The 24,148-nt window shown below is 54.2% G+C and carries 25 protein-coding genes and 1 pseudogene; 16 read left to right on the top strand and 10 right to left on the bottom strand.

Annotated features, from left to right (window positions below):
• Positions 1-267 precede the first annotated feature (267 nt).
• Positions 268-1,059, bottom strand: a complete 792-nt coding sequence (gene attM / locus FT726_RS20060; protein ID WP_222951022.1) for an N-acyl homoserine lactonase AttM — start codon at positions 1,057-1,059, stop codon at positions 268-270.
• A 161-nt stretch (positions 1,060-1,220) separates the two neighbouring features.
• On the opposite strand from attM, the gene FT726_RS20065 reads away from it, so the two are divergent.
• A complete protein-coding gene (locus tag FT726_RS20065; protein ID WP_222952044.1) occupies positions 1,221-2,114 on the top strand; it encodes a LysR family transcriptional regulator in 894 nt (297 codons plus the stop codon).
• A gap of 198 nt (positions 2,115-2,312) precedes the next feature.
• Here the strand turns inward: FT726_RS20065 and FT726_RS20070 are convergent, their stop codons facing one another.
• Positions 2,313-3,206 carry a dihydrodipicolinate synthase family protein gene (locus FT726_RS20070; RefSeq protein WP_288422541.1) on the bottom strand — a complete coding sequence of 298 codons (894 nt, stop codon included), beginning with the start codon at positions 3,204-3,206 and terminating at the stop codon, positions 2,313-2,315.
• A 29-nt stretch (positions 3,207-3,235) separates the two neighbouring features.
• Positions 3,236-3,922 (bottom strand): B3/4 domain-containing protein, encoded by a 687-nt coding sequence (locus FT726_RS20075; RefSeq protein ID WP_288422646.1) that lies wholly within the window; start codon positions 3,920-3,922, stop codon positions 3,236-3,238.
• A 43-nt stretch (positions 3,923-3,965) separates the two neighbouring features.
• Here FT726_RS20075 and FT726_RS20080 point away from each other — a divergent pair, with 43 nt between their 5' ends.
• Entirely contained in the window at positions 3,966-4,568 is a 603-nt protein-coding gene (locus FT726_RS20080; RefSeq protein ID WP_159378248.1) for a helix-turn-helix transcriptional regulator, read from the top strand.
• Positions 4,569-4,832: 264 nt separating this feature from the next.
• Here the strand turns inward: FT726_RS20080 and FT726_RS20085 are convergent, their stop codons facing one another.
• Entirely contained in the window at positions 4,833-5,612 is a 780-nt protein-coding gene (locus FT726_RS20085) for an SDR family oxidoreductase (protein ID WP_059010378.1), read from the bottom strand.
• A gap of 205 nt (positions 5,613-5,817) precedes the next feature.
• Here FT726_RS20085 and FT726_RS20090 point away from each other — a divergent pair, with 205 nt between their 5' ends.
• Positions 5,818-6,144, top strand: a complete 327-nt coding sequence (locus FT726_RS20090; protein ID WP_104186817.1) for a helix-turn-helix domain-containing protein — start codon at positions 5,818-5,820, stop codon at positions 6,142-6,144.
• A 192-nt stretch (positions 6,145-6,336) separates the two neighbouring features.
• On the top strand, positions 6,337-6,867 hold the full coding sequence (locus tag FT726_RS20095; RefSeq protein ID WP_141495529.1) for a GNAT family N-acetyltransferase: 531 nt from the start codon (positions 6,337-6,339) through the stop codon (positions 6,865-6,867).
• Positions 6,868-6,954: 87 nt separating this feature from the next.
• Here the strand turns inward: FT726_RS20095 and FT726_RS20100 are convergent, their stop codons facing one another.
• The 3 genes and pseudogenes from FT726_RS20100 to blaOXA all read right to left on the bottom strand — a co-directional run bounded on the left by FT726_RS20100 (position 6,955) and on the right by blaOXA (position 8,720).
• The gene (locus FT726_RS20100) at positions 6,955-7,431 is read right to left on the bottom strand and encodes a glutathione peroxidase (RefSeq protein WP_058769673.1); all 477 of its coding nucleotides are present in this window, start codon (positions 7,429-7,431) and stop codon (positions 6,955-6,957) included.
• Positions 7,432-7,607: 176 nt separating this feature from the next.
• Positions 7,608-7,703, bottom strand: a pseudogene (locus tag FT726_RS20105) (glutathione transferase GstA); the annotation flags it as partial.
• Positions 7,704-7,916: 213 nt separating this feature from the next.
• Positions 7,917-8,720 carry a class D beta-lactamase gene (gene blaOXA / locus FT726_RS20110; RefSeq protein ID WP_283341767.1) on the bottom strand — a complete coding sequence of 268 codons (804 nt, stop codon included), beginning with the start codon at positions 8,718-8,720 and terminating at the stop codon, positions 7,917-7,919.
• 368 nt (positions 8,721-9,088) lie between these two features.
• On the opposite strand from blaOXA, the gene FT726_RS20115 reads away from it, so the two are divergent.
• Positions 9,089-9,292 (top strand): hypothetical protein, encoded by a 204-nt coding sequence (locus tag FT726_RS20115; protein ID WP_282996804.1) that lies wholly within the window; start codon positions 9,089-9,091, stop codon positions 9,290-9,292.
• A gap of 147 nt (positions 9,293-9,439) precedes the next feature.
• Here FT726_RS20115 and FT726_RS20120 read toward each other — a convergent pair whose 3' ends face one another.
• Positions 9,440-9,730 (bottom strand): hypothetical protein, encoded by a 291-nt coding sequence (locus FT726_RS20120; RefSeq protein ID WP_031279201.1) that lies wholly within the window; start codon positions 9,728-9,730, stop codon positions 9,440-9,442.
• A gap of 374 nt (positions 9,731-10,104) precedes the next feature.
• Between FT726_RS20120 and FT726_RS20125 the strand changes: the two genes are divergently transcribed.
• Entirely contained in the window at positions 10,105-10,758 is a 654-nt protein-coding gene (locus FT726_RS20125) for a hypothetical protein (RefSeq protein ID WP_346303308.1), read from the top strand.
• 96 nt (positions 10,759-10,854) lie between these two features.
• Here the strand turns inward: FT726_RS20125 and FT726_RS20130 are convergent, their stop codons facing one another.
• A complete protein-coding gene (locus FT726_RS20130) occupies positions 10,855-11,631 on the bottom strand; it encodes a DeoR/GlpR family DNA-binding transcription regulator (RefSeq protein WP_282996805.1) in 777 nt (258 codons plus the stop codon).
• A 132-nt stretch (positions 11,632-11,763) separates the two neighbouring features.
• Here FT726_RS20130 and FT726_RS20135 point away from each other — a divergent pair, with 132 nt between their 5' ends.
• On the top strand, positions 11,764-12,669 hold the full coding sequence (locus tag FT726_RS20135) for a LysR family transcriptional regulator (RefSeq protein WP_058769675.1): 906 nt from the start codon (positions 11,764-11,766) through the stop codon (positions 12,667-12,669).
• On the opposite strand, the gene umuD is transcribed toward FT726_RS20135, so the two are convergent.
• Entirely contained in the window at positions 12,666-13,097 is a 432-nt protein-coding gene (gene umuD / locus FT726_RS20140) for a translesion error-prone DNA polymerase V autoproteolytic subunit (protein WP_058757656.1), read from the bottom strand. The genes FT726_RS20135 and umuD overlap by 4 nt on opposite strands.
• Positions 13,098-13,455: 358 nt before the next feature.
• Here umuD and otsB point away from each other — a divergent pair, with 358 nt between their 5' ends.
• The 9 genes from otsB (at position 13,456) to FT726_RS20185 (ending at position 24,051) form a co-directional block, all read left to right on the top strand.
• A complete protein-coding gene (gene otsB, locus FT726_RS20145) occupies positions 13,456-14,244 on the top strand; it encodes a trehalose-phosphatase (RefSeq protein ID WP_264239648.1) in 789 nt (262 codons plus the stop codon).
• Positions 14,241-15,677 carry an alpha,alpha-trehalose-phosphate synthase gene (gene otsA, locus FT726_RS20150; RefSeq protein WP_058785634.1) on the top strand — a complete coding sequence of 479 codons (1,437 nt, stop codon included), beginning with the start codon at positions 14,241-14,243 and terminating at the stop codon, positions 15,675-15,677. The genes otsB and otsA overlap by 4 nt, the downstream gene beginning before the upstream one ends.
• 1,028 nt (positions 15,678-16,705) lie before the next feature.
• Entirely contained in the window at positions 16,706-17,056 is a 351-nt protein-coding gene (gene flhD, locus FT726_RS20155; protein WP_021506283.1) for a flagellar transcriptional regulator FlhD, read from the top strand.
• Positions 17,056-17,634: a flagellar transcriptional regulator FlhC gene (gene flhC, locus FT726_RS20160; protein WP_021506282.1), complete on the top strand. Its 579-nt coding sequence runs from the start codon at positions 17,056-17,058 to the stop codon at positions 17,632-17,634. Before flhD ends, flhC begins: the two co-directional genes overlap by 1 nt.
• 133 nt (positions 17,635-17,767) lie before the next feature.
• Positions 17,768-18,655 (top strand): flagellar motor stator protein MotA, encoded by an 888-nt coding sequence (gene motA / locus FT726_RS20165; RefSeq protein WP_021506281.1) that lies wholly within the window; start codon positions 17,768-17,770, stop codon positions 18,653-18,655.
• Complete coding sequence (gene motB, locus FT726_RS20170) at positions 18,652-19,683, top strand: flagellar motor protein MotB (protein WP_021506280.1); 1,032 nt, start codon at positions 18,652-18,654, stop codon at positions 19,681-19,683. Before motA ends, motB begins: the two co-directional genes overlap by 4 nt.
• Before the next feature lie 10 nt (positions 19,684-19,693).
• Positions 19,694-21,685 (top strand): chemotaxis protein CheA, encoded by a 1,992-nt coding sequence (cheA, locus tag FT726_RS20175; RefSeq protein ID WP_346303310.1) that lies wholly within the window; start codon positions 19,694-19,696, stop codon positions 21,683-21,685.
• A 22-nt stretch (positions 21,686-21,707) separates the two neighbouring features.
• Positions 21,708-22,205: a chemotaxis protein CheW gene (gene cheW, locus FT726_RS20180; RefSeq protein WP_021506278.1), complete on the top strand. Its 498-nt coding sequence runs from the start codon at positions 21,708-21,710 to the stop codon at positions 22,203-22,205.
• A gap of 172 nt (positions 22,206-22,377) precedes the next feature.
• Positions 22,378-24,051, top strand: a complete 1,674-nt coding sequence (locus tag FT726_RS20185) for a methyl-accepting chemotaxis protein (protein ID WP_346303309.1) — start codon at positions 22,378-22,380, stop codon at positions 24,049-24,051.
• Positions 24,052-24,148: the final 97 nt, after the last annotated feature.

Raw genomic sequence — 24,148 nt, forward strand, 5'->3', positions numbered from 1 at the left:
TTATCGGGTCAACGACCAGGGCAGGCTGACGGTAGATGGTAAGCCGGTTGCCACCACCATCAGCGTGAAACCGCTGGATAAAGCCAGCTCGGACAGTGAGTTGTTTATCATAACGCTGGCGGAACCGGTGAAATCCTAGAGGCTGCCGTGCTGGCGCTGAACACCGGTGCCAGCACGAAAATGCTAATGGCTGAATGCCCCCCTTGCTTCATCGGGGGGGCATCGCGGACCCGGGTTTAATATGTAAAAGAATGAGTGAGCAATAATTCAACTGTACCAGGCTGGAGCAAGCCTGATTTTTCCCCACTCTTCAGGGTCATGACCGGGTATTAATGTCGCGTTATATCGTTCGGTTAGCTGACGCAGTTTTCGGACGGACTGAGCGACATCCGTGGCTGACGTCATCAGTCCAGGGAGCGCCCTCTCATGGTAATGATCTAAGGTGTAAGCCGCATCAATCGCCAGCATAAAATGTTTACCGCTGGGTAAGCTGATAAGAAAAGATTGATGCCCCGGTGAATGCCCTGGCGTGAAAACACACTTTATCGTGCCATCACCGTAAAGGTCATAGTTATCTTCAGGCAATCCGTTGAGAAAAAGCCAGTTGAGTTCAGGACGATCGTAATCGTGTCGGCAATAGGCGTCCGATGTAAACCAGTCAGGAGCTAAGGCATATTCAAACTCTCGCTTCTGAACCACATGAGTGGCATGGGGGAAGTGACCGATTGCGCCAGTGTGATCAGCGTGCAAATGGGACAACACCACATAGCGGATCTCCTCTGGAGCGATGCCAAGCCTTTTAAGCTGTTCCAGACAGCCCTGTTCTTCTGACATCACCGGTTTAAACTGCTCTATACCCTTTCCCCAATAGGCAGCAGGGTTTTTCAATCCTGCTACAGCCAGACCACCGTCAATCAGGGTAAAACCCTCCGGATGGGTCAGCAGAAACCAGGGAACCGGAATTTCATAACGTTCGCCTGCGCCCTGATTCATCCGAATATGCTGATATTTACATTGCTGCGTTCCTGACTGGAACATGAAAAGTTTGATATATGACATGGCTGTATTCCATTTGAAAATCAATTTTATAGATCAACATTTGCTGAATCCTTACCTGAACGATGAGTTTTCATCATCTCGTAGAAGAGCAGTAGATACCTGTATCGAATTACATTTATCGGCAAAACCAATATAATCGCTACATGGATCTCTTCTCTGCAATGCGCATATTCATCAGGGTGGTTGAGCGGGGCAGCATGTCGGCTGCAGCCCGCGATCTCGGCATTGGCCAGCCTGCCGTCAGTGAAAGAATTGAAAAACTGGAAGCACATCTTGGTACGCGTTTACTGAGGCGCAACACGCGGAATATGTCTCTGACACATAGCGGTAATGTGTTTTATGAGCGAAGTAAAACGGCGATTCAGGCGGCAGAGCACGCTCTTTCTGTGAATGAAGAAAATCAGGCTTTGCAAGGCAAAATCCGTATCGCGGCGCCTTATTCTGCCGGAGAAAGCTTGCTGATGCCTGCGTTGTTACAGCTTCAGAACGAACATCCGGAGCTGCAGATCGATGTCATTTTTAACGACCGTATCATCGATCCCGTCACTGAGGGGGTGGATATATCCCTGAGGCTGGGAGAGATATCAGAAGGATTTTTTGTCGCACGTCCACTTGGTAGCGTGCGCAGAGTGTTGCTGGCCTCTCCCTCTTTGCTGGCTAAAATCGGTTATCCACGCTCTCCGGATGCGCTGACTGATTATCCATTTGCTGCTGTTTCTGGCGTATTTGCCAGTAATCGCATTCCAATGCTCGCCTCTGAAGCCCAACTCGTTAATGTTCCCGTCAACGTTAAATTTCAGTCCACGCACTGGAGAAGTGTGCTCTCCTATTTATTAGCAGGGCATGCCATTGGTGTTTTGCAATTTCCGGTTTGCAGAAATGAAATTGCACAGGGTTCGCTCATCCCCATTTTAAGTCATTATTCGATCCCGCCTTTTAATGCCTGGTTGCTCCATCCACCGGCTGGCATGATGTCATATGAAACGCGAATTTGTGTTGGTCTGCTGGAGCGTTATCTAAAAAATTCTCTGTCTGAAATGATGGAATATGAATAACGTCTGCGCCTGGCACAAAGCAGATATGCTGGCAGGATAAGGTTCCGCTTTAAGCGGGAAGCAGTCATAACAACCTCACGCGTTGCACGGGTGAGTAAACCCACCCGGTCAGTGGCGTTAATGATCAAAGACCATCATCAAGGTTTTGGCCCTGCCAGATATTCAACTGCCCGGCGCAGGACCGATTCCGCCGGCGCGTTACTTAAGGTCCAGTGCGGCCATCACTGCTGCTACTTCTGCCACCTCTGCGACCGATAAGGGTAACAGGGGACGAGGCAGACAGTCGGCATCGGTCAGCCCCAGTATGCCTGCTGCCGCTGCGATCACGCGGATACTTCCGCCATGCTTACGGAACAGCTCCCATAAAGGTTGCAGGCGGTGAGTTAGGGCAGTAACGCGTTCAGCGTCGTTAATGGCTGCGGCCTGCGTAATTTGTTTGGCGGTTTCCGGGAAGATACCGCCGCAAACGGAATACCAGACTTCGCAACCGGCATTCAGGCCCAGCCCGGCACTGGCGTCACCACTAATACCCAGGGTCACGCCAGGACGAAGATGTTGTCGTAATGCAGCGACGCGTTCAGCTGCAGCGATGGGGGTATCCGGTACTCCCGGAATTTTAATTGAGCGAATCCCTTTCAGTGACGACAGCTGCCCGAGCAGTTCATCGGTAAAGCGGAAATGCGTGGTTCCGGGGTTGTCATAAACACAAACCGGTACTGAAGCATGGCGGGTAACCGTCTCAAAGAGGGCATACACCTCTTCATCACGCAGCGGCTGGTAACTCATCGCCGGCAGCAGCAGCGCAGCAGCGCCTGCGGACTGCGCATCTTCAGCCAGATGCAGTACGGCATCGGTACCGATAGCACCCACGCAAACCATCACGGGAATCTCCCCGGCAACCTGACAGGCCAGCGTTGCGCTGCGTTTGCGCTGTTCCCTGCTCAGGTAAGCATAGCTGCCGGTTGAACCCAGAACACCCAACGAATCGACACGGGCTGCCGTCAGGCGAGCCAGGATCTTCGTGAATCCCTGTTCATCGACACCACGCGCGGTGACAGGCGTTAACGGGAAAGCAGACAAGCCGGTGAACATGCAGAGTCTCCAGAACTGAGTTAAAGGCGTTACTCGCCGATGAGGGTGACGTTACACTGCCGTCCGGGCATCATTTCTTCAAGGCCGTCGGTCAGCATCTTTCCTGCTTCATGCAGCTGCTCAGGCGGCATCTGCGGCAGACTTTCCAGAATAAACCACATGTGTTGCGCTTCAACGCTTAAGCGAGTCCTGATTCCCTGCCGCCAGTTCCAGCGACGGCAGGTTACGCCGGCATCATCACACCAGACGACTTCGCCAGGCGCAGGATATTCCACCGCCATAACCCCTTCTTTCATGGTATCAAAGGGTTCCGTGCCTGTTGCCACCGTCAGGCGAGGTGCGCCCTGGTACGCAGCAATATTTTCTCCCCCTACGGGCACGGCATAACGCAGACTGACAGCGTTATACAGATCAACGATCGGATCGAGCGCGGGCAGGGTGCCATCGCGAAGCACGCGTTTGCGTAGCGCATCAGCAGAACAGGGCGTGCGTTTGGGTTTGGCACCAAATTTCTGAAACACATCGGCCCATGCAGCCAGATGAGATTCAGCCCAGGCGGGGGAATCTGACAGCACCGCCTCACAGGCCGCCTTCAGTGCCGTTACCCCGACGTGCGGATTCACGACAGGCGCTGCCTGCACGTTGATGCTGAGCGCCCGAAAACCGGGGGCGATTTGATAGACTTCAGGGGAAATTGACGCAGATACGATTAACACGCGATAATCCTGTAATGACCATTTTATTTCATAATAGCGACCAATGACCAAAAAAGTCAATTTAGTGACCTTTGCCGGCGCAGATGTCAACACGGTTAATGAAGCCGTATCCCTGCGGATTAAGCAGTTTCGTAAACAAAGAAAAATTTCTCTCGATGAGTTATCCCGCAAAGCCAGTGTCAGTAAGGGGATGCTGGTAGAAATAGAAGGGTGTAAGGCTAACCCCAGCATTGCGCTGCTATGTCGGCTTGCTGCTGCCATGGGCGTGTCCGTGGCGGATTTTGTTGATGTCAGCGCCAGGCCTGATGTGCACATCATCGCTGATACGGACATCCCCGAACTCTGGACAGGAGACAAAGGGGGAAGCGCCAGGCTGCTGGCCGGCTCAGGTGGACCCGATATGCTTGAGCTGTGGCTGTGGGAAATGCGGCCAGGCGAAAAGTTTGAATCACCCGGGCATAGCTCAGGCACGCTGGAGCTACTGCACGTAAAATCCGGAACCCTCACGCTTGGCGTGAAAGAGAGCGTATTTCAGGTAACGGCGGGATCCTCCGTTACAGCCAAAACCGATGTTCCACATTTCTACGCAAACCAGGGAGAAAACACGCTGAACTTTATCATGACGGTGAATGAAAAAGCGTCATAAGCGTTTTTCAATGGACGGCCAAAGAAGCCCTGATTTGTGCGCCAATAATCATCCTTATTTTCGCTATACATGTCCGTTTCGGCCACCAGGCGGACTGCGTATTCGCCATGAGCGAGGAGCGGATATTAGCGACAAAGAGCCGGGGAATATCACACAGCGGCCAGGTCGATATCGCACATGGCTTGATCTAATAGCCGCTGGCGCCTTATTAAGGTATATAAAATATCCGGATCGCTACCCGAATGGGTCGATGAGGATATCTGACTACACCGTTGGAATAGTACCGCCATCGATGACAAATTCAGTACCGGTGATCGCGGCAGCATAAGATGATGCGAGGAAGACAATGAGATTAGCTACCTCAATGGGTTGGGAAGGGCGTCCCAGCGGAATACCGCCAAGTGCCTTCATGATGATCTGCTTACCGCCTTCGTAATCTGTTCCTGCCTGCTGCGCCAGCCGTTCCGCCATGGCCACTGAAGCTTCGGTTTCGATCCAGCCGGGTGCCACGCGAACCACCCGAACCCCCTGCGACGCAACCTCTTTCGACAGGCTTTTACTGTAGGCTGACAGCGCCGCTTTCGCTGCTGCATAACCCGTGGTTGATTCTGGTAAGGGCAGTTCTCGCTGGATAGAAGTGACATGGATGATCACTCCGCCCCCCTGCTGCAGCATGCCAGGCAACAACGCACGATCTAAACGTACCGCGGGCAACAGATTAAGATTGAGCTCCTGTTGCCACTCCTCTTCACCCAATGCTGCAAAGCCACCACCGGGTGCGGTAGAACCGCCGGCCACATGAACAATGATGTCGACGCCTCCCAGATGTGTCTGAACGGCTTCCGCGACTGAGGTACACCCTGTAACCGTGGTCAGGTCTGCCGTTACGAAGGCGTCTGCCCTACATTCTGCGGATGCGTGGCGTGCGGTTGTTAATACTGTTGCACCCAGCTGTTTGAATAGCCCAACTACCGCTTTACCCACACCTTTGGTACCCGCAGTGACCAATATGCGTTTACCGTGGAAATCGAGATCACATGGCATTGGAGAATCTCCGGTCTGTTGATGTGGCAGTACCATAATCAGTAATGCTGACAATATCGCCACCCTTGCTGAGCGCGAAGTCGTCATAAATAGCAAGCCGTAATGTGAATGGCATAGACCTGTACTCCCTTTGTTTACAGTACGGTCATATTCCACATAGACTGTTAAATTGACAAGTACGCACAAAAAAGTGAGTTACTGAATGATGAGTAAGTTATACAGTCCGGAATCAGCCGCAAGCGGAGTGGAGCAGGTTATTCAACTGCTGGAAGGGCGCTGGAAATTAATCATCCTTTTTCATCTGTTCGACGGCAAAGTACAGCGCTATTCAGATTTTGAAAAATTAATTCCCGGTATTTCGCAGAAGATGCTGGCGCAACAACTGAGACAGCTGGAAGCCGACGGTATAGTGTCGCGGATGGTGTATCCTCAGGTGCCACCAAAAGTGGAATATCGACTCACTGAATGGGGACAGGCACTTTGTCCTGCTCTTGATGCCATGCTGAAATGGGCGGAAAAACGCCCGACTTAACCGGCCAGGACGCTGATTCTGATCAAATTTAACCTGTTCAGGCTGGTGTTTAAGGTATAAAGCGTGCTTTTATTCGTAGTGACTGAGAATCTCATAAAATTAAATTTAACGTCCCTGTTATGAACCCGGGATTGCCCCGCGATAAAATAGTAAGAAAACGTGGTTTATAAACGGTAAGTTCAGGAGGTTTCTTTGCAGGCAGATACGACACGACTTCATCTACGAACGGTAATTGAATCTGACGCTGATGATCTTTTCAGAATTTATGGCGACCCTGCTACAAATACCTTCAATCCCGCAGGTCCGTATCCCGATATTGATTATGCACGTCAGGTGTTGGCTCGCTGGCTTCAGCACTGGGAAACGTACGGTTTCGGTAATTGGGCTATCGCGCTGACGGACAATCCGGGGAGAGTCATTGGTTTTGGCGGACTCAGCATCAGGAGCTATGCCGATTTATCAATCAATAACCTTGGATATCGCTTCTCTACAGAGGCATGGGGAAAAGGGCTGGCGACAGAGTTTGCTAAGTATACGGTCGACTATGGTTTTGGTGAAATAAAGTTGGCTGAAATATCTGCTGTAGTACGGGCAAATCATCTGGCCTCGCAAAAAGTTCTGACCAGGGCAGGATTGCAGTACTTACGAGAAATTCATGATGTGAAAAGTGCGCCCCCAAGCTTGCTTTTCACCTTGACTCAGGACAAGTGGAATAACAAATAAATATGCGGGGCACACTGTCTCCCGCCGGATACCATCAATTTCCGCTGTGCTCTAAAATTAATGCTGCGAATCCGGCAACGCTCCACCTTAAAGTGCAGCGATTATCGCGGCTTCCATTTTTTCCGGGGGCGTGATCGGTGCAAAGCGTTTCAGCGGCTGGCCGTCGCGTCCGATGAGAAACTTGGTGAAATTCCACTTAATCCGTCCGCCCAGCACGCCGGGTAGTTCCGCTTTCAGATAGCGAAATATCGGGTGCGCTGCGCTGCCGTTAACCTCGACTTTGCCGAACATCGGGAAGCTTACCCCGTAATTAACATGACAGGTTTGTGAGATGTCATCAGCGTTTCCCGGTTCCTGCTTACCGAATTGATTGCAGGGATAGCCAAGCACCACCAGACCCTGTGCGGCATATTTCTGATAGAGCGCTTCAAGGCCGGCGTACTGGGGCGTGAAGCCGCAATGACTGGCGGTATTCACCACCAGAACCACCTTGCCAGCGTAGTCGGCCATAGAGATAGGTTGACCGGTCAGGCTGGTGGCCGAAAACTGATAAAAAGGGGGCATGTCAGTGTCCTCAAAACAGCACAGGTTCGATGTTGATGTTGCCACGCGGGCCCAATAGCGGGCTTCCTAGCCTGGCGCGCACAGCATAACTTTCTGCGCGCCGTTGTCACAATAACACTGACATCTAACCTTGCAGACAGAGCCTGATCGCCGGCACAAAACTCTGTCTGCCAGTCTCACTCAGACGCCTCTGCCAGCAACGCCGCCTGCACAGCAGGGCGCGCATTGATCCGTGCCATATACGCCAGTAGCGCAGGCCAGCGATTCAGCGTCAGTTTGGACTGGTATGTTCGCCATCCGGCCAGTCTTCTGTTGCCGCGCAGTCACTGCTGACGACGCTGCGTAAAGAAAGATAAGCGGCGGTCCGGAGGTCACTTCATCTGCTGGCTAACCGTCAGTTTCATAATGAAGGACCTCGCCGCAATCTGTCAGCCGCATGAAAACCGGGAGGTTAATAAAATCCGTGGCATCCGTGTGTTATGCCATCACGGCGCAATGACCGCCGACATCTGCTTCAAGACTTCGTCACGTGCTCTCAGGCCAGCATTCGGCGTTAACACCTGTTCATCCTGAATCAGTTTGGCAAAAACAATTTTTTTCCTGCCTTTGGTCGCCCAGCCGACATACCAGCCATAGGCATGGTGCGGATCGTATTGATTATTTTTCCCCGGTGAGCCGGTTCCTGTTTTGCCGTGCACCGTCCAGCCCTTAACGCTGACGTCGTAGCGGGTAATATTATCTGTCATGTCATAGGCATGCTTGTTTACGTGCAGCTCACGGTTAACGACTTTCCTTAAAAAGCCAATCTGCTGAACCGGTGAGATCTGCAGGGATGACATAACCCACACCCCATTCTGACCGGGGGCGCTGACGTCAACGGCGGAAACATCTTCGTTTCCGTAAGCAAACGCCTTTACATAGTCTTCAAAGCGATGTTGCCCGATTTTTTTAACAACCTGCTGCGAATACCAGAAGACCGAATATTTTAGCCATGCCGTGGGATCGATTTTATTCATCCAGTTTTTACCGCCCCAGTCCGGGTATCCTTGTTGGTAATCCCAGGCGGGTTCCTTTTCATTTTTCAGCACGCCGGCATCAAATCCCATCAGGCTGATGGCTATTTTAAAGGTGGATGCGGGTGTGACTTCTCCACTGCAGTCGTTGCCACTCTCCAGCAGGACTTTGCCTGATTCAGCGTCAACAATCAGGGTGCACAGGTTTTTGGCAAATGCCTGCTGTGAAAATAATATCGCAGCAACAGAGGCCATTACGGCCAGACGGGTTTTCATTGATGATTGAATCCAAAGTTAAATGCTAACGTAATTTACACCCTGAGAAAGGGTACTGAACGCGGTCAGGCTGTGCATAAAGAGACTGGTCACGCCACATCCCTTTATCATCTGCAAATTATCGCGTCCGGTGGGCTTATTAATAACCCTGAGCGGGGGTAAATAAAACCGATTTAATCTGCGCCTGTTTTTTAGGAAAACTAAACGATGCGAAACCGTATTTCCGGATGACAAACGGCGCGAAAAAGACGCTATTGCGATCTGCACACCTGCGGCATTTTTCGTCTCGACGGCGATATAAGCGGTAATTAATGGGATGTACCTGCGCCTACATAACCGGTAAGCACATCCGATGGTCAGGAATATTAATGCATGACAAGCTTATCCTCAGTTCACGGCAATCCTCTGCCAGGCATAATGAGAATGTATTTTCAGGAGTGGTTATGCAGCCGGTTAAACGTTGGCAACGCGATATCTGTCATTTAAATACCCGGGCGTTAACCTGGGTGGCGGCGGGCGCATTTTGCGCGGGCTGCTGGTTATTGATCAGCGTGCTGGTGCTAACCCTGTAAGGCGTAGCCAGTGCGAAGAGAATTAGCGCCAGCCGGAAGGGAGTCCGCACCAGGGCGTCAGGGATGAAATTTTTGTAGTGGTTGGGGGCGCGTTGCCCCCTTTTTTTTGCCTGCAGACAGGGGTAATGCAATGCGCAGCCCGTGTGATTACGGCCCGAGACGCAGCGTTTCGGCGCGTTTTGCTGTCTCGTAAACGTATTGCAGCATCGGTTCTAAATCGGCATCCGGTCCGGCGCTGATAATTTTGCCGCGCAGCCATTCAATTTCACTGGTGATATCAGGATGAAAGATGGTGTTGTTTTGCGCGTTGCGTAACCACTTCAGCAAAAAGTTATTTTTCCCGCGTACGCCGCCGGACTTTTTGCTGTTCACATAGAGTTTTAACGCAACCAGAATGCAGTAATAGAAATGGACGCGCTGACTATAATTCTGCAACATCTCTTGGCTCTTCATCTGCCGTTTTTCACGCCCGCCAGTGTGCATTGATGTGAAAAGCAGGTCAAACACAATTGGCCGCGCGCCTGTCACAATTGCGAGCGCAACCAACATTTTAAGAATTTCTTTAGCAGCTGATAAATTGCGCCCGTCAGCAGCTGGATGCTTTACCGGGCAGAATAGCCTGTGATTATTTGTTAATAATCACAAAAAAGCACAGCCGTATCTGATAATTAGATAGATCCGATTCTCTAAATGAATTTCCCCTCCGCATCGCCATCTGCAACTCTGTTCTCCGCGCTGGCCACCCTTGCGTTTTACCGGCCGGTGAAATTTTTATTTGCATCAACATGGCTGTCATAAACAGGAGGTGAATTATGACAAAACCTGCTCTGGCGTTCGCTGCGGCCTTACTGGCGCTCAATGCCACCGCATCCGTTGCGGCTCAGCCGCATCACGTTTATACCAATAAAGATTTCTATAAAAATGGCGTCTTCCAGAAAGAGGTGGCGAAAGATGCAATAGCGCAACTGCTCGCTTCTTACGGTCATACGCTGACGCCGGCCATGCGCCAGCAGCTGTGGGTCAATGATTTCGGGCTGGGCGATTATCAGCATGTTGGCCTGGCCAGCATCACCTGGGTCAATAATCTGGATTACGGTTATTACGCTATGACCATGTATCTGCTGCCGAACCAGATGATTCCGGAGCATCGACACATGCCGATTAGCGCGCCGCCGGCACGTCCGGCAAAACATGAATCATGGCGCGTTCTCGATGGCTGGGTATATAACTTCTCAGCAATTGGCGCCGCATCAGCGGATATTCCGCCGACGCCGAAAAGTTTTGGTCCGGTGCAAAGCCACAATGTCGTCATTCAGCATCAGGGCGAAACGCTGTCGCTGAAAAAACTGGAAAGCTATCATTTCCTGATGGCCAACAGCAAAGGGGCGATTGTGGATGAATATGGCAACTGGCAGGATCGCCGCGGCTGGTTCAGCTCCAATCCTAAAGTCGCCCCTACGCCGTAAACCGTGCCCCATAATAAATAGTTGATGTGATTCCCCTGTAGCCACCGGAGGCATTCGCGCCTCCTTTTTAATTAATGGCCTTTACCGGGATGCCGCTCAGCCGCGGCGATTTACCCGGTGCAGACGAATATCACGCTGTTTCATCTCCTCAACGGCAGCACAGGGGCAATCGTCATCGGTGATCACGCCGTCCAGCTGCTGCAGCTTACACACGGAATACACGCTGTAACGACCATATTTGCTGCTGTCAGCCACCAGATAACGCTGCGCTGAGGCGGCCAGCACCGCCTGATTCACCAGCAAGGTGTCTTCGTCGGGTGTCGAGAGGCCGTGCGTGACATCCCACGCGCTGGCGCTGAGGAAGGCAAGATCAATATTGAACGAGGCAAGGGCGGTCGCCGCCATGGCACCCACGCTGGCAATATGCCGTTTATCGACTTTGCCACCCGTATGAAATAGCGTGATGTGGCTGTGACGCATCAGCCAGGCGGCAATCGTAAAGTCGTTAGTCAGCACGGTGAGACTTGCCTGATCGCCTAACGCACGCGCAATTTCATAGCTGGTGGTACCGGCATCGAGGTAGACCACCTGGCCATCCTGTACCAGTGACGCAGCATAACGGCCAAGGCTTTGTTTGGCGTGCGCGTTCAGCTGAGCCTTCTCCACATACGGCAATGCCTGATGGACCACGGCAGGCAGCCTGGCGCCGCCGTGTATGCCGACCACCAGGCCGGCGTCCTGCAGGAATTTAATATCGCGGCGGATGGTCATCGCCGACACCGCCATCAGCGTGGCCAGTTCGTGAATGGTGGCCGATCGTTTCGCAAACAGGTAGCGATAAATAGCGTCTTTTCGGTCTTCGGGCAGCATCATGAGCTCAGGGTAAAAAGTGACGTTTTGCCCGCCATGCCACGTGCGCATAGCGTCCGGTACGGTAGCTTCGCTATGATAGCTCATCTGAAGTTGAATCAGATTCAACGAGGCAATGAGTCAGGAGACACGAAAATGCCCGCCCTGCAACGTAATGAACTGGCCGATCTGAATGTTTTTCTGCTGATTTGCCGGCGCAAGAGTTTCCGCCTCGCCGCGCTGGAACTCGGGGTCACCACGTCGGCCATCAGCCACACGTTGCGCAGTCTTGAAGCGCGTCTTGGCGTGCGCCTGCTCAACCGCACCAGCCGGGCGGTGGTGCCGACGGACGCCGGTGCCGCTTTTTTGCGCCATCTGGAAACCGGCTTTGCGCAGATTGAGCTGGCGCTGAACGATCTGCACCTGTATCGCGAATCACCCAGCGGCCGCCTGCGGCTGAACATCCCGCGTGATGCCGGGCAGCTGCTGTTTCGGCCGATCCTGGCGCGCTTTATGGCGACCTATCCGGAGCTCAGCCTGGAAATTACGGTGGATAACAATCTGGTGGATATCATCGGCAGCGGCTATGACGCCGGGATTCGCTACGGCGCCAGCGTACCGAAAGACATGATCGCCATGCCGCTGACGCCCAAACTGCGCTGGATCGTGGTGGCGTCACCCGATTACCTGCGCGACGCGCCGCCGCTGCAGCATCCGGACGATCTGCGCAACCATCGCTGTATTCGCATGCGTCTTGGCAATGGCACGCTGTATAAGTGGCCGCTGGCGCAGGGCAAGGTGGCGTATGAGGTCGATGTGCCGGGCACGCTGACGCTCAATGAGAGCGACATGATTATTGATGCGGTCGCCGGCGGTTACGGTCTCGGCTACTGCCCGGAGCGCTACGTACAGGCGCAGCTGGCGAGCGGGCAGCTGGTGCGCGTGCTGACGGACTGGTGCAGCGAAGACGAACCGCTGGTGATGTATTACCCCGACCGTCGCCAGCTGCACCCGGGTTTACGCCGGCTGATTGAGATGATCCGCGCCGAAACGATGCGCTAACGCTGGATGCGTGCGGCGTAAATAATAAACGTCACCACGCCAAAAATTTCCAGCTCCTCCTCTTCACGCAGCCGGATGGGCTGATAGCGCGGATTCATCGGCATCAGCTGTACGCAGGGATGCGTCTGCAGCCGCTTGACGGTGAACTCGCCGTTGATGGCGGCGATCACGATGTCGTCGTGCCGGGCATTGAGTGAGCTGTCGACCACCAGCAGGTCGCCTTCGCGGATATTGGCATCGCGCATCGAGTCGCCTTCGACGCGCACAAAATAGGTGGCGCTCGGGCGGGTCACCAGCAGCTCATTGAGATCAATCTGGCGCTCAATGTAGTCCTGAGCGGGTGAGGGGAAACCGCCGTGCACCGCGTCAAGGAATAGCGGGCGGGAGCGCGAAGGCGGTGAAAGCTGTGGCAAAAAGAAACGCGTCATAGCGAATATTCCATAGATACTGTTTTTATATACAGTATCAGGCGGTTTTTGCTATGATCAAGTCTGCCCGCGGTAAAAAAAGCGAAGCGTATGAAAAACAGCAGAATTCAGTTTTTTGCCGCGCAAACCGCTGAAAAGTGCACTCTTCGCTAAGAACTCTGTGCGCCCGTCTGGCGAAACTTCAATTGTTGTCTACACTTAATGTTGCCGATGTTCGTAGTGCGGTTGCAGTGTTGATGAAAATTTCGTTTAGTTCTGGAGCGTTACCCTTTCGATTCCCGTGTTTACGGAAAAACCTCCTCACTTCCTGCCTGCCTGCGAACAGACTGCCCGTTTACGTTCAGATACAGGAGGAGACGTGACCCCTGCGGTTAATGAGAACAGCATCCTGCCGTCGCTAAGTGGCGGACTTTACGCCTTCTTTTTTGATGTTGACGGCACGCTGGCCGCGCTTCAGTCGCAGCCCGAGTCGGTTTCCATCCCCGCATCGGTGCGCCAGCATCTGCAACAAATTTCTAATTTAAGTCACGGCGCGCTGGCGCTGGTTTCCGGCCGTCCGATCAGCCAGCTGGATGAGCTGGTCGCGCCGCTGGAAGCCCCGGCGGCGGGCGTGCACGGCGCTGAGCGCCGCGATGCCAGCGGACATCTGCATCGTCAGTCGCTGCCCGATGAGGTGGCGCAAACGCTGCAGGTTGAACTGCAGCAGACCCTTGACCAGTGGCCCGGTACGCTGCTGGAAGTGAAAGGCATGGCCTTTGCGCTGCACTACCGCAACGCGCCAGAGTATGAAAACGCCATCATGCAGCTGGCCGAAGAGGCGGTAACCCGCTTTCCGGCGCTGGCGCTGCAGCCAGGTAAATGTGTGGTGGAACTGAAACCGCAGGGCATCGATAAAGGTGCTGCGGTACGCGAATTTATGCAGGAAGCGCCATTTACCGGTCGCATTCCGGTATTTGTGGGCGACGATCTGACCGATGAGAAAGGCTTTCTTGCAGTCAATGCCATGCACGGCATCTCGGTCAAGGTCGGTGAAGGTCCAAGCCAGGCGCGCTATCGTCTGCCCGATGTGGCAGCGGTCTGGCACTGGCTGGAACAACTATTATTACAACTAGAACATGACAACGTCGGTAAGGAGTTTAGGTTATGAGTCGTTTAGTCGTCGTATCTAACCGTATCGCTATTCCTGATGGAAGCAAAACCAACGCAGGCGGTCTCGCCGTCGGCATTCTGGATGCGCTGCAGACCACCGGAGGATTGTGGTTTGGCTGGAACGGAGAGATCAGTGAGTTTTCCGGTGAAGAAGATGAGGAACTTACCCAGATCGAACAAGACGGCATTACCTATGCCTCATTCCCCCTCAATCAAAACGATTACGATCAGTACTACTGCCAGTTTTCGAATACGGTGATCTGGCCCGCGTTCCACTATCGCCTCGATCTGGTGCAGTACCAGCGTGAAGCCTGGGAAGGCTACTGCCGCGTGAATACCCTGCTGGCGCAGCGGCTGAAACCGCTGATCAAGCCGGACGATATCCTGTGGATCCACGATTACCACCTGCTGCCGTTTGCCGCTGAACTGCGTAAACAGGGCATCAATAACCGAATCGGATTCTTTCTGCATATCCCGTTCCCGACGCCGGAAATTTTCAATGCGCTGCCGCCGCATCAGGAACTGCTGGAAATGCTGTGTGAATACGATCTGCTGGGTTTCCAGACAGAATCCGATCGCGTGGCGTTTCTCGACAGCCTGAGCCAGCTGACGCAGCTGCAGAATAAAGGCGAGAAGAAGCATCGCGCCTTTGGCAATACCTTTATGACCGAGGTTTACCCTATCGGTATCGAGCCGGACAGCATTAAAGAGATGGCGGAAGGGCCGCTGCCACCGAAGATGGCCGCGATGAAGCGTGAGCTGGGCGATTTGCAGAATATTATCGCCTGTGAGCGTCTCGACTATTCCAAAGGCTTGCCGGAGCGTTTCCTTGCCTATGAAGCGCTGCTGGAAAACTTCCCGCAGCACCGCGGCAAAATCCGCTACTCACAGATTGCGCCGACCTCGCGCGGCGACGTGCAGGCCTATCAGGATATTCGTCACCAGCTGGAGACGGAAGCGGGGCGCATTAACGGTAAATACGGCACGCTGGGCTGGACGCCGCTCTATTATCTCAACCAGCATTTTGACCGCCGTCTGCTGATGAAGATTTTCCGCCTGACCGACGTGGGGCTGGTTACGCCGCTGCGTGACGGCATGAACCTGGTGGCGAAAGAGTATGTCGCGGCGCAGGATCCGGACGATCCGGGCGTGCTGGTGCTGTCGCGCTTTGCCGGAGCGGCCAACGAGCTGACTTCTGCGCTGATCGTTAACCCGTACGATCGTGATGATGTGGCGGCGGCGCTGGACCGCGCGCTGACCATGCCGCGCACCGAGCGTATCTCGCGCTATAACGACATGATGGCCGTACTGCGTAAGCAGGACATTTCGCACTGGCGGGAAAGCTTCCTGAAAGATCTGAACACGCTGCCGGCACGCAGCGCCAGCCACGGTAGCGATAACAAGGTCGCGACGTTTCAGAAGCTGGCGTAATTAGCCCCGCAAGGCGCGATTTTCCCCTCAGGCAATGCCTCTCCCGTACGCGGGAGAGGTATCCGTCAGACGACGCAGGCAGGACCGTGCTGCGTAGCGTTTTCACGCGATACTCTTACCGGATGAAATCGATTTCATTTTGTTAAGCGCTAACCCGCTGACCCGGCACCAAAAAACGCACGAATTGGTTAAAATTAAGCCAGTTAAGCACTGAAACGCTGAATTTTTTCTTCCAACCCTAAAGATTTGGCTGGCCAGGCCGATAGTTCTAATACATCAGTGTGTTAGTTAGTCAATTCATTCATATCGCTAATGTAACGTGCTGTTACATCCCTTGTGACTCGCTAAACCCTCCCTACAAACTCTTTACACACCACAAGCGCGCTGCATCCACTCTTCACGCTTCGCTAGCACAGCGCCATTAGTCCTGCGTGGCAATATTCCCTGTAAGTGATTAATTTAAAAGCGAATAATTACAGCCATTTTTGGTGTTTTATGCTGCCTTTTTGGTTTATTTTGGGGTCTTATCTTTGCCTAAAGCCAACGTAGCAGATAAAAGATCGTCCCATGGCGGCGATCTGCGACACACTTCAAAATTCAGACTTTTCCTGTGAAATATTAGCGAAACGTTTCAAAATCGCTCAAAAAAGGAACAACAGAAAAGCATTACTGAAGCTTCACTTGAAAAATTTGCCTTAAAAGTGTGACGCAGATCACACTTTATCTAAAATTTCATACCAATCACGTTGTATGTCGAAATCAGACGATATAGATTTGCCTTGTTTTCGGATTAGTCTTAAAAAACTGTAAGCAGACGTCACGGAAGATGGTTACAACTCAAGAAAAGATTGGCCTGGAGTTTTGACTACTACTGATCAATATCCCGGTGGGAAGTGAAACAGTTCAGTACGCGTTGGCTTATGCCTGATTATTTTTTGCCATCTTTAGATTTACCAACCAGCAACCCGAACCATAGAACACTTAATTCTGTGGCCGTATATATGTCGCGTCTATCAGGATGGAAAAAAATGGGTACATCAGAATTACTAAAACACATATATGACATCAATCTGTCATATTTATTGCTTGCACAGCGTTTGATAAACCAGGAAAAAGCTTCAGCAATGTTTCGTTTAGGTATCGATGAGCCAATGGCGGATGCATTGCAGCAATTGACTTTACCTGAGATGGTAAAATTAGCGGAAACCAATCAACTGGTTTGCCAGTTCCGCTTTACCGATCACAATCTTATTAACCGTTTAACGCAGGAATCACGTGTGGATGATTTGCAGCAAATCCACACCGGTATTTTATTATCCAGCCGTTTATTGCGCAGCGCATCGAAAGATGATGTCTCTGCTAAAAAGAGGGCGGTGTAATGACCGAAAAAAGTATCGTTCAGGAAGCGCGTGATATTCAGCTGGCAATGGAGCTGATTACATTGGGCGCACGACTGCAGATGCTGGAAAGTGAAACCCAGCTGAGCCGCGGTCGCCTGATTAAACTGTACAAAGAGCTGCGTGGTGCCCCACCACCGAAAGGCATGCTGCCATTCTCTACCGACTGGTTCATGACCTGGGAACAAAATATTCATGCGTCGATGTTCTGCAACGCCTGGCAGTTTCTGCTGAAAACCCGGCTGAGCAGTGGCGTAGAGGCGGTTATCAAAGCGTATCGCCTGTATCTTGAGCAGTGTCCGCAATCGGACGAGGGCCCGCTGTTGGCGCTGACCCGCGCCTGGACCCTGGTGCGATTTGTTGAAAGTGGCATGCTGGAATTGTCTGACTGTAAATGCTGTGGCGGAAGCTTCATCAACCACGCGCATCAGCCGCCGGGCAGCTTTGTTTGCAGCCTGTGCCAGCCGCCATCACGTGCCGTAAAAAGACGTAAACTTTCTGCAGATTCTGCCGATACCTTTCCACAACTGCTGGATGAACAGGTTAAACGCGCCGTTTAAGTTTGTTCGCATCGTGGAAAGCATCCAGCAGCGGTTAATACCGCTGCTTTTTTTTTGCCCACACCCTGTGAATAACACCTGCGGCTCTCTGGCTTAACTTCCACCAACACGTTACGGACGTAAGGATGTTTTTGTGCTGATTATTGTGGGTTATATCGTAGTCCTCGGTTCCGTGCTGGGCGGTTACATGATGGTAGGCGGCCATCTGGGCGCGCTTTACCAGCCGTCGGAGTTGCTGATTATTGGCGGCGCCGGCATTGGTGCGTTTCTGGTGGGCAACAACGGCAAATCGATTAAAAAGACGCTAAAAGCGCTGCCTTTGTTAATGCGCGGCTCAAAATATAACAAAGCCGTATACATGGATTTAATGGCGCTGCTGTATCGCCTGATGGCGAAATCACGTCAGCAGGGCATGCTGTCGCTGGAACGCGATATTGAAGATCCCAGCCAGAGCGAAATTTTCGCTAACTATCCGCGTATTTTGTCCGATAAACCTTTAGTGGATTTTATTACCGACTATTTACGGCTGATGGTGAGCGGAAATATGAATGCTTTCGAGATCGAAGCCCTGATGGATGAAGAGATCGAAACCTATGAACACGAGTGCGAAGTACCAGCACAAAGCTTAGCGGCAGTCGGTGATGGCCTGCCGGCGTTTGGTATCGTTGCCGCGGTAATGGGCGTGGTGCACGCGCTGGCCTCCGCGGACCGCCCGGCGGCAGAACTGGGCGCACTGATTGCGCACGCCATGGTGGGAACCTTCCTCGGTATTCTGCTGGCTTACGGCTTCATTTCGCCGCTGGCATCCGTGCTGCGCCAGAAGTGCGCGGAAACCACCAAGATGATGCAGTGCGTCAAAGTCACGCTGCTCTCCAGCCTGAACGGTTATGCGCCGCAGATCGCCGTCGAGTTTGGTCGTAAAACCCTGTATTCCACCGAGCGTCCGTCCTTTACCGAGCTGGAAGAGCACGTGCGTAACGCGAAAAACCCGGCTAAGCAGACTTCGGATACGCCTTCATGAAGCACGGTAATCGCCCGATTGTGCTGGTCAAACGGCGCAAACATAAAAAGCATGAAGGCAGCCATGGCTCATGGAAGATTGCCTATGCCGACTTTATGACGGCGATGATGGCGTTCTTCATGGTGATGTGGCTGATCTCGATCGCCAATCCGCAGGAGCTGGTGCAGATTGCCGAATATTTTAAAACACCGCTCAAGGTCGCCCTGACCGGCGGTCAGCGTAGCAGCGACAGCGAAAGTCCGATTCCCGGCGGCGGCGATGATCCGACGCAGAAGAAAGGCGAAGTGCAAAAACAGGTCGATATGGATGCGCAAAAACGCCAGCTGGATGACATTCGCCTGAACCGGCTGCGTGAAAAACTCGACCAGCTGATTGAGGCCGATCCGCGCCTGAAAGCGCTGCGTCCGCATCTGATCATCAACATGGTGGAAGAGGGGCTGCGCATTCAGATTATCGATAGCCAGAACCGCCCGATGTTTAAAACCGGCAGCGCGGAAGTGGAGCCGTACATGCGCGATATCCTGCGCGCCATTGCGCCGCTGCTGAATGATATTCCTAACAAAATCAGTTTGTCCGGCCATACCGATGACTTCCAGTACGCCAGCGGCGATCGCGGCTACAGCAACTGGGAACTGTCGGCGGATCGTGCCAATGCCTCACGCCGTGAGCTGGTGGCGGGCGGGCTGGACGGCGGCAAAATGCTGCGCGTGGTCGGCATGGCCGACACCATGAAACTGAAAAACCGCGGCGCCAACGACGCGGTGAACCGTCGTATCAGCCTGCTGGTGTTGAACCATGACACCGAAGCGGCGATTGAAAAAGAGAATGCCGAGAGCGATGCCGTTCAGGTGAGTGACCCGGCGCAGATTTTACCTAGCATTACCGCACCGGCTGGTCCGGCGGCGCCAACTGCCCCCACGGGTTCTACCGCAGCACCGGCCACACCGGCAGCCGCGGCGAATCCGCCGGCAGCGGCACCGCCCGCCGCCAGCGCGGTGACACCAGACCAACCCTCACAGCCGAGGTGATCCCGTGAGCATGGACATCAGCGATTTTTACCAGACGTTTTTTGATGAAGCCGATGAGCTGTTAGCGGATATGGAGCAACACCTGTTGGGACTGGATCCCCAGGAGCCCGATTCCGAGCAGTTGAATGCCATCTTCCGCGCCGCCCACTCCATTAAGGGCGGAGCCGGTACGTTTGGCTTTACGGTTTTACAGGAAACCACCCACATCCTGGAAAACATTCTGGATGGTGCGCGCCGTGGCGAAATGCAGCTCAGCACCGACATCATCAACCTGTTTTTGGAAACCAAAGATATTATGCAGGAACAGCTCGATGCCTATAAAACCGCGCAGGAGCCAAACGCAGAAAGCTTTAACTACATCTGTGAAGCCCTGCGCCAGCTGGCGCTGGAAGCCAAAGGAATAGCCCCGCAAGCCGCCGCACCGGTGGTGGCGCTCGCCGACGTGGCAGCACCTGCCGCGCCCGCCAGCAGCGGCCTGCGCCTGCAGCTGATCAATCTGAAAGTGAAAGAGCCGGATCTGCTGCTGGAAGAGCTGGGCAACCTCGGCACCCTGACCGATGTGGTGAAAGGCGCCAGCTCGCTGGAAGCCACCATCGACGGTGTCGGTAAAGACGATATCGTGGCGGTGCTGTGTTTCGTGATTGATGAAGCGCAGATTCAGTTCCCACAGGACGCCGCACCCGCCGCCATTGCCGCCGCGCCCGTCGCAGAGGCCGAAGCCGAAGCGCCGGTGCAGCAAACGGCGACCGTCACCGACATTACTCCGGCGGTGAAGCGTGAGAGCAAGCGTGCCGCCGCGCCCGCCAAAAGCAGCGAATCCAGCAGTATTCGCGTGGCGGTGGAAAAAGTTGACCAGCTGATCAACCTGGTCGGCGAGCTGGTGATTACCCAGTCAATGCTGGCGCAGCGCTCCGGTGCGCTGGATCCGGTGGCACATGGTGACCTGCTCAACAGCATGGGGCAGCTGGAGCGTAACGCCCGCGACCTGCAGGAATCGGTGATGTCGATTCGTATGATGCCGATGGAGTATGTGTTCAGCCGCTTCCCGCGTCTGGTGCGCGATCTGGCCAGCAAGCTGGGCAAAGAGGTTGAACTGACGCTGCTCGGCAGCTCAACCGAACTGGATAAGAGCCTGATTGAACGCATCATCGATCCGTTAACGCACCTGGTGCGTAACAGCCTCGACCACGGCATCGAAACCCCGGAAAAACGGCTGGCCGCCAGCAAAACGGCGGTCGGCAATCTGACGCTGTCCGCGGAACACCAGGGCGGCAACATCTGCATTGAAGTGATCGATGACGGTGCCGGCCTCAACCGTGAACGTATCCTGGCGAAAGCGCTCTCGTCCGGCCTGCCGGTCAGCGACAGCATGAGCGATGAAGAAGTCGGCATGCTGATCTTCGCGCCAGGCTTCTCGACCGCCGAGCAGGTGACCGACGTATCAGGCCGCGGCGTCGGCATGGATGTGGTGAAACGTAATATCCAGGAGATGGGCGGTCACGTCGAAATCTCCTCGAAGCAGGGCAAAGGCACCACCATTCGCATTCTGCTGCCGCTGACGCTGGCGATCCTCGACGGGATGTCGGTGCGCGTGGCAGACGAAGTGTTCATCCTGCCGCTGAACGCGGTGATGGAGTCACTGCAGCCCACGGCTGAAGAGCTGAAACCGCTGGCCGGTGGCGAGCGCGTACTGGAAGTGCGCGGCGAGTACCTGCCGCTGGTTGAGCTGTGGAACGTGTTTGACGTGCAGAACGCCAAAACCGACGCCACGCAGGGCATCGTGGTGATCCTGCAGAGCGCAGGACGTCGCTATGCGCTGCTGGTCGATCAGCTGATTGGTCAGCATCAGGTGGTGGTGAAGAACCTGGAAAGCAACTACCGCAAAGTGCCGGGCATTTCCGCCGCCACCATCCTCGGCGATGGCAGCGTTGCGCTGATTGTCGACGTATCGGCACTGCAATCATTGAACCGTGAGAAGCGTGTGGCCGGTGCCGCAGCGTAACAGATAACGAAAGGGTAAAAAAATGACTGACATGGCAACCGTGACGAAAATCGCCGGCGAAACCGTCGGCCAGGAGTTCCTGGTTTTCACCCTCGGTGACGAAGAGTACGGCATCGATATCCTTAAAGTGCAGGAGATTCGTGGTTACGATCAGGTAACGCGTATCGCTAACACGCCGGAGTTCATCAAGGGCGTGACTAACCTGCGTGGCGTGATTGTGCCGATTATCGACCTGCGCGTGAAGTTCTCGCAGCCGGACGTGGAGTACAACGAAAACACCGTGGTGATCGTGCTGAATCTTGAGCATCGCGTGGTCGGCATCGTGGTGGATGGCGTGTCTGACGTGCTGTCGCTGACGCAGGATCAGATCCGTCCGGCACCGGAATTTGCCGTCACCATGTCGACCGAGTACCTCACCGGTCTTGGCGCGCTGGGCGAGCGCATGCTGATTCTGGTCGACATCGAAAAACTGCTGAGCAGTGAAGAGATGGCGCTGGTGGATACGCTGCGTAGCGCATAATCGTTCGCAGAGAGTCACGGGTCGCTGATGCGGCCCGTGACTATTACATCCTTTATTAAACCGTTATAAATCAATAACAAAGCCCACAAATATTTCCTGCCCTCGCTCAATATTCCCGCCGCCAGGTCGATAACTGTATTGCACGATTTTTCTTCATTTCCCAGGGCAAACTATGTTTACGAAAATCCGCGTTGTGACCAGCCTGTTGCTGGTGTTGTTGGTGTTTGGCGTACTGCAGCTGGCTTCCGGCTCGCTGTTTTTCAAAGCGTTGAGTGACGACAAAAAAAGTTTCAATACCTCTCAGCTGGCGAGCAAAAACATTGCCGCCATCAATGATGCTTACATGAGCCTTAACCAAAGCCGCGTGATCCTGACGCGTATCCAGCTGCGTATTGCCACCAGTAAACTGACCGGCACCGAAGCTGACATCAGTACGCTGTTCGGGCAGAGCAGCACGTTCCAGCAGACGGCGCAGGACAAATTCACGCTGTTTAAAAACACGCCGGACACGCCGGGCCAGAACCTGCAGCTCAACCAGCAGCTGGAACAGACCTATAAAGCTTACGCCAGTGCGCTGGCTGAGATGCAGCAGGTACTGCAGCACAACGATACCGCCGCAGCCGGCAAAGTACCGGTGGCTCCGACGCAAAGTGCCTTTCTGGAAAACTACACCCAATGGCGCGCCGATCAGGATCGTCTGACGGCGGCCGGCGTGGCGGCGAACAGCGCCGCTTACGAGCACATGATGTGGCTGCTGGGGCTGGTACTGGCGCTGGTGGTGGGCGTGATCGTGCTGTGCTGGTTCGGCCTGCGTAAGGTACTGATTAAGCCCCTTAACGACAGCATCCAGCACATTGAACACATTGCGCAGGGCGATTTAACCCAGACCATCACCGTCGAAGGACGTAATGAAATGAGCCAGCTGGCGAGCAAGCTGCAGGAGATGCAGCAGGCGCTGGTGCGCACCGTCAGCAACGTACGCGACGGCTCGGACGCCATTTTTACCGGGGCCAGCGAAATCTCCGCCGGCAATAACGATCTTTCGGCGCGTACCGAGCAGCAGGCGGCGTCGCTGGAGCAGACCGCGGCCAGCATGGAGCAGCTCACCGCCACGGTGAAGCAGAACGCCGAGAACGCGCGGCAGGCCTCGCAGCTGGCGCTCAGTGCATCGGAAACCGCGCAGAAAGGCGGAGAAGTGGTGGAAGGCGTGGTGCGCACCATGCACGATATCGCCGGCAGTTCGAAGAAGATTGCCGACATTACCAGCGTGATTGACGGTATCGCTTTCCAGACCAACATCCTCGCGCTCAACGCCGCAGTCGAAGCGGCGCGCGCCGGGGAACAGGGCCGTGGCTTCGCGGTGGTGGCCGGTGAAGTGCGCAACCTTGCCCAGCGCAGCGCGCAGGCGGCGAAGGAGATCAAAGGGCTGATTGAAGACTCGGTGCGTCGCGTTGACAGCGGCTCACAGCTGGTCGGCACGGCGGGCAATACCATGGGCGAAATCGTCAATGCGGTGACGCGCGTCACCGACATCATGGGCGAGATCGCCTCGGCCTCGGACGAGCAGAGTCGCGGTATCGATCAGGTCGGTCAGGCGGTAACCGAGATGGATCGCGTGACGCAGCAGAACGCCTCGCTGGTGGAAGAGTCGGCGGCGGCGGCGGCCTCGCTGGAGGAGCAGGCCAGCCGCCTCAGCCAGTCGGTGGCGGTGTTCCGCATTCCACGTGGCGCTCAGCCTGCCAGCAGCACGGGCGTGCGCCATCCGCAGATCGCCCCGCCGCAGGCCAGTGCGCCACGCAAAGCGCTGACCGCGCCGGTCAGCGACGCCAACTGGGAAACGTTCTAAGCTGGAACGGGAGCGGACAACGCGCCGCTCCCGCATCAGCTGCTTTCTTTACTTATAAAACGCTGTAAAAAAGCTTTAATTCAGCCTTATCCCTCGT

The organism is Pantoea sp. Morm (genome assembly GCF_016643525.1).
GTDB lineage: Bacteria > Pseudomonadota > Gammaproteobacteria > Enterobacterales > Enterobacteriaceae > Pantoea > Pantoea dispersa.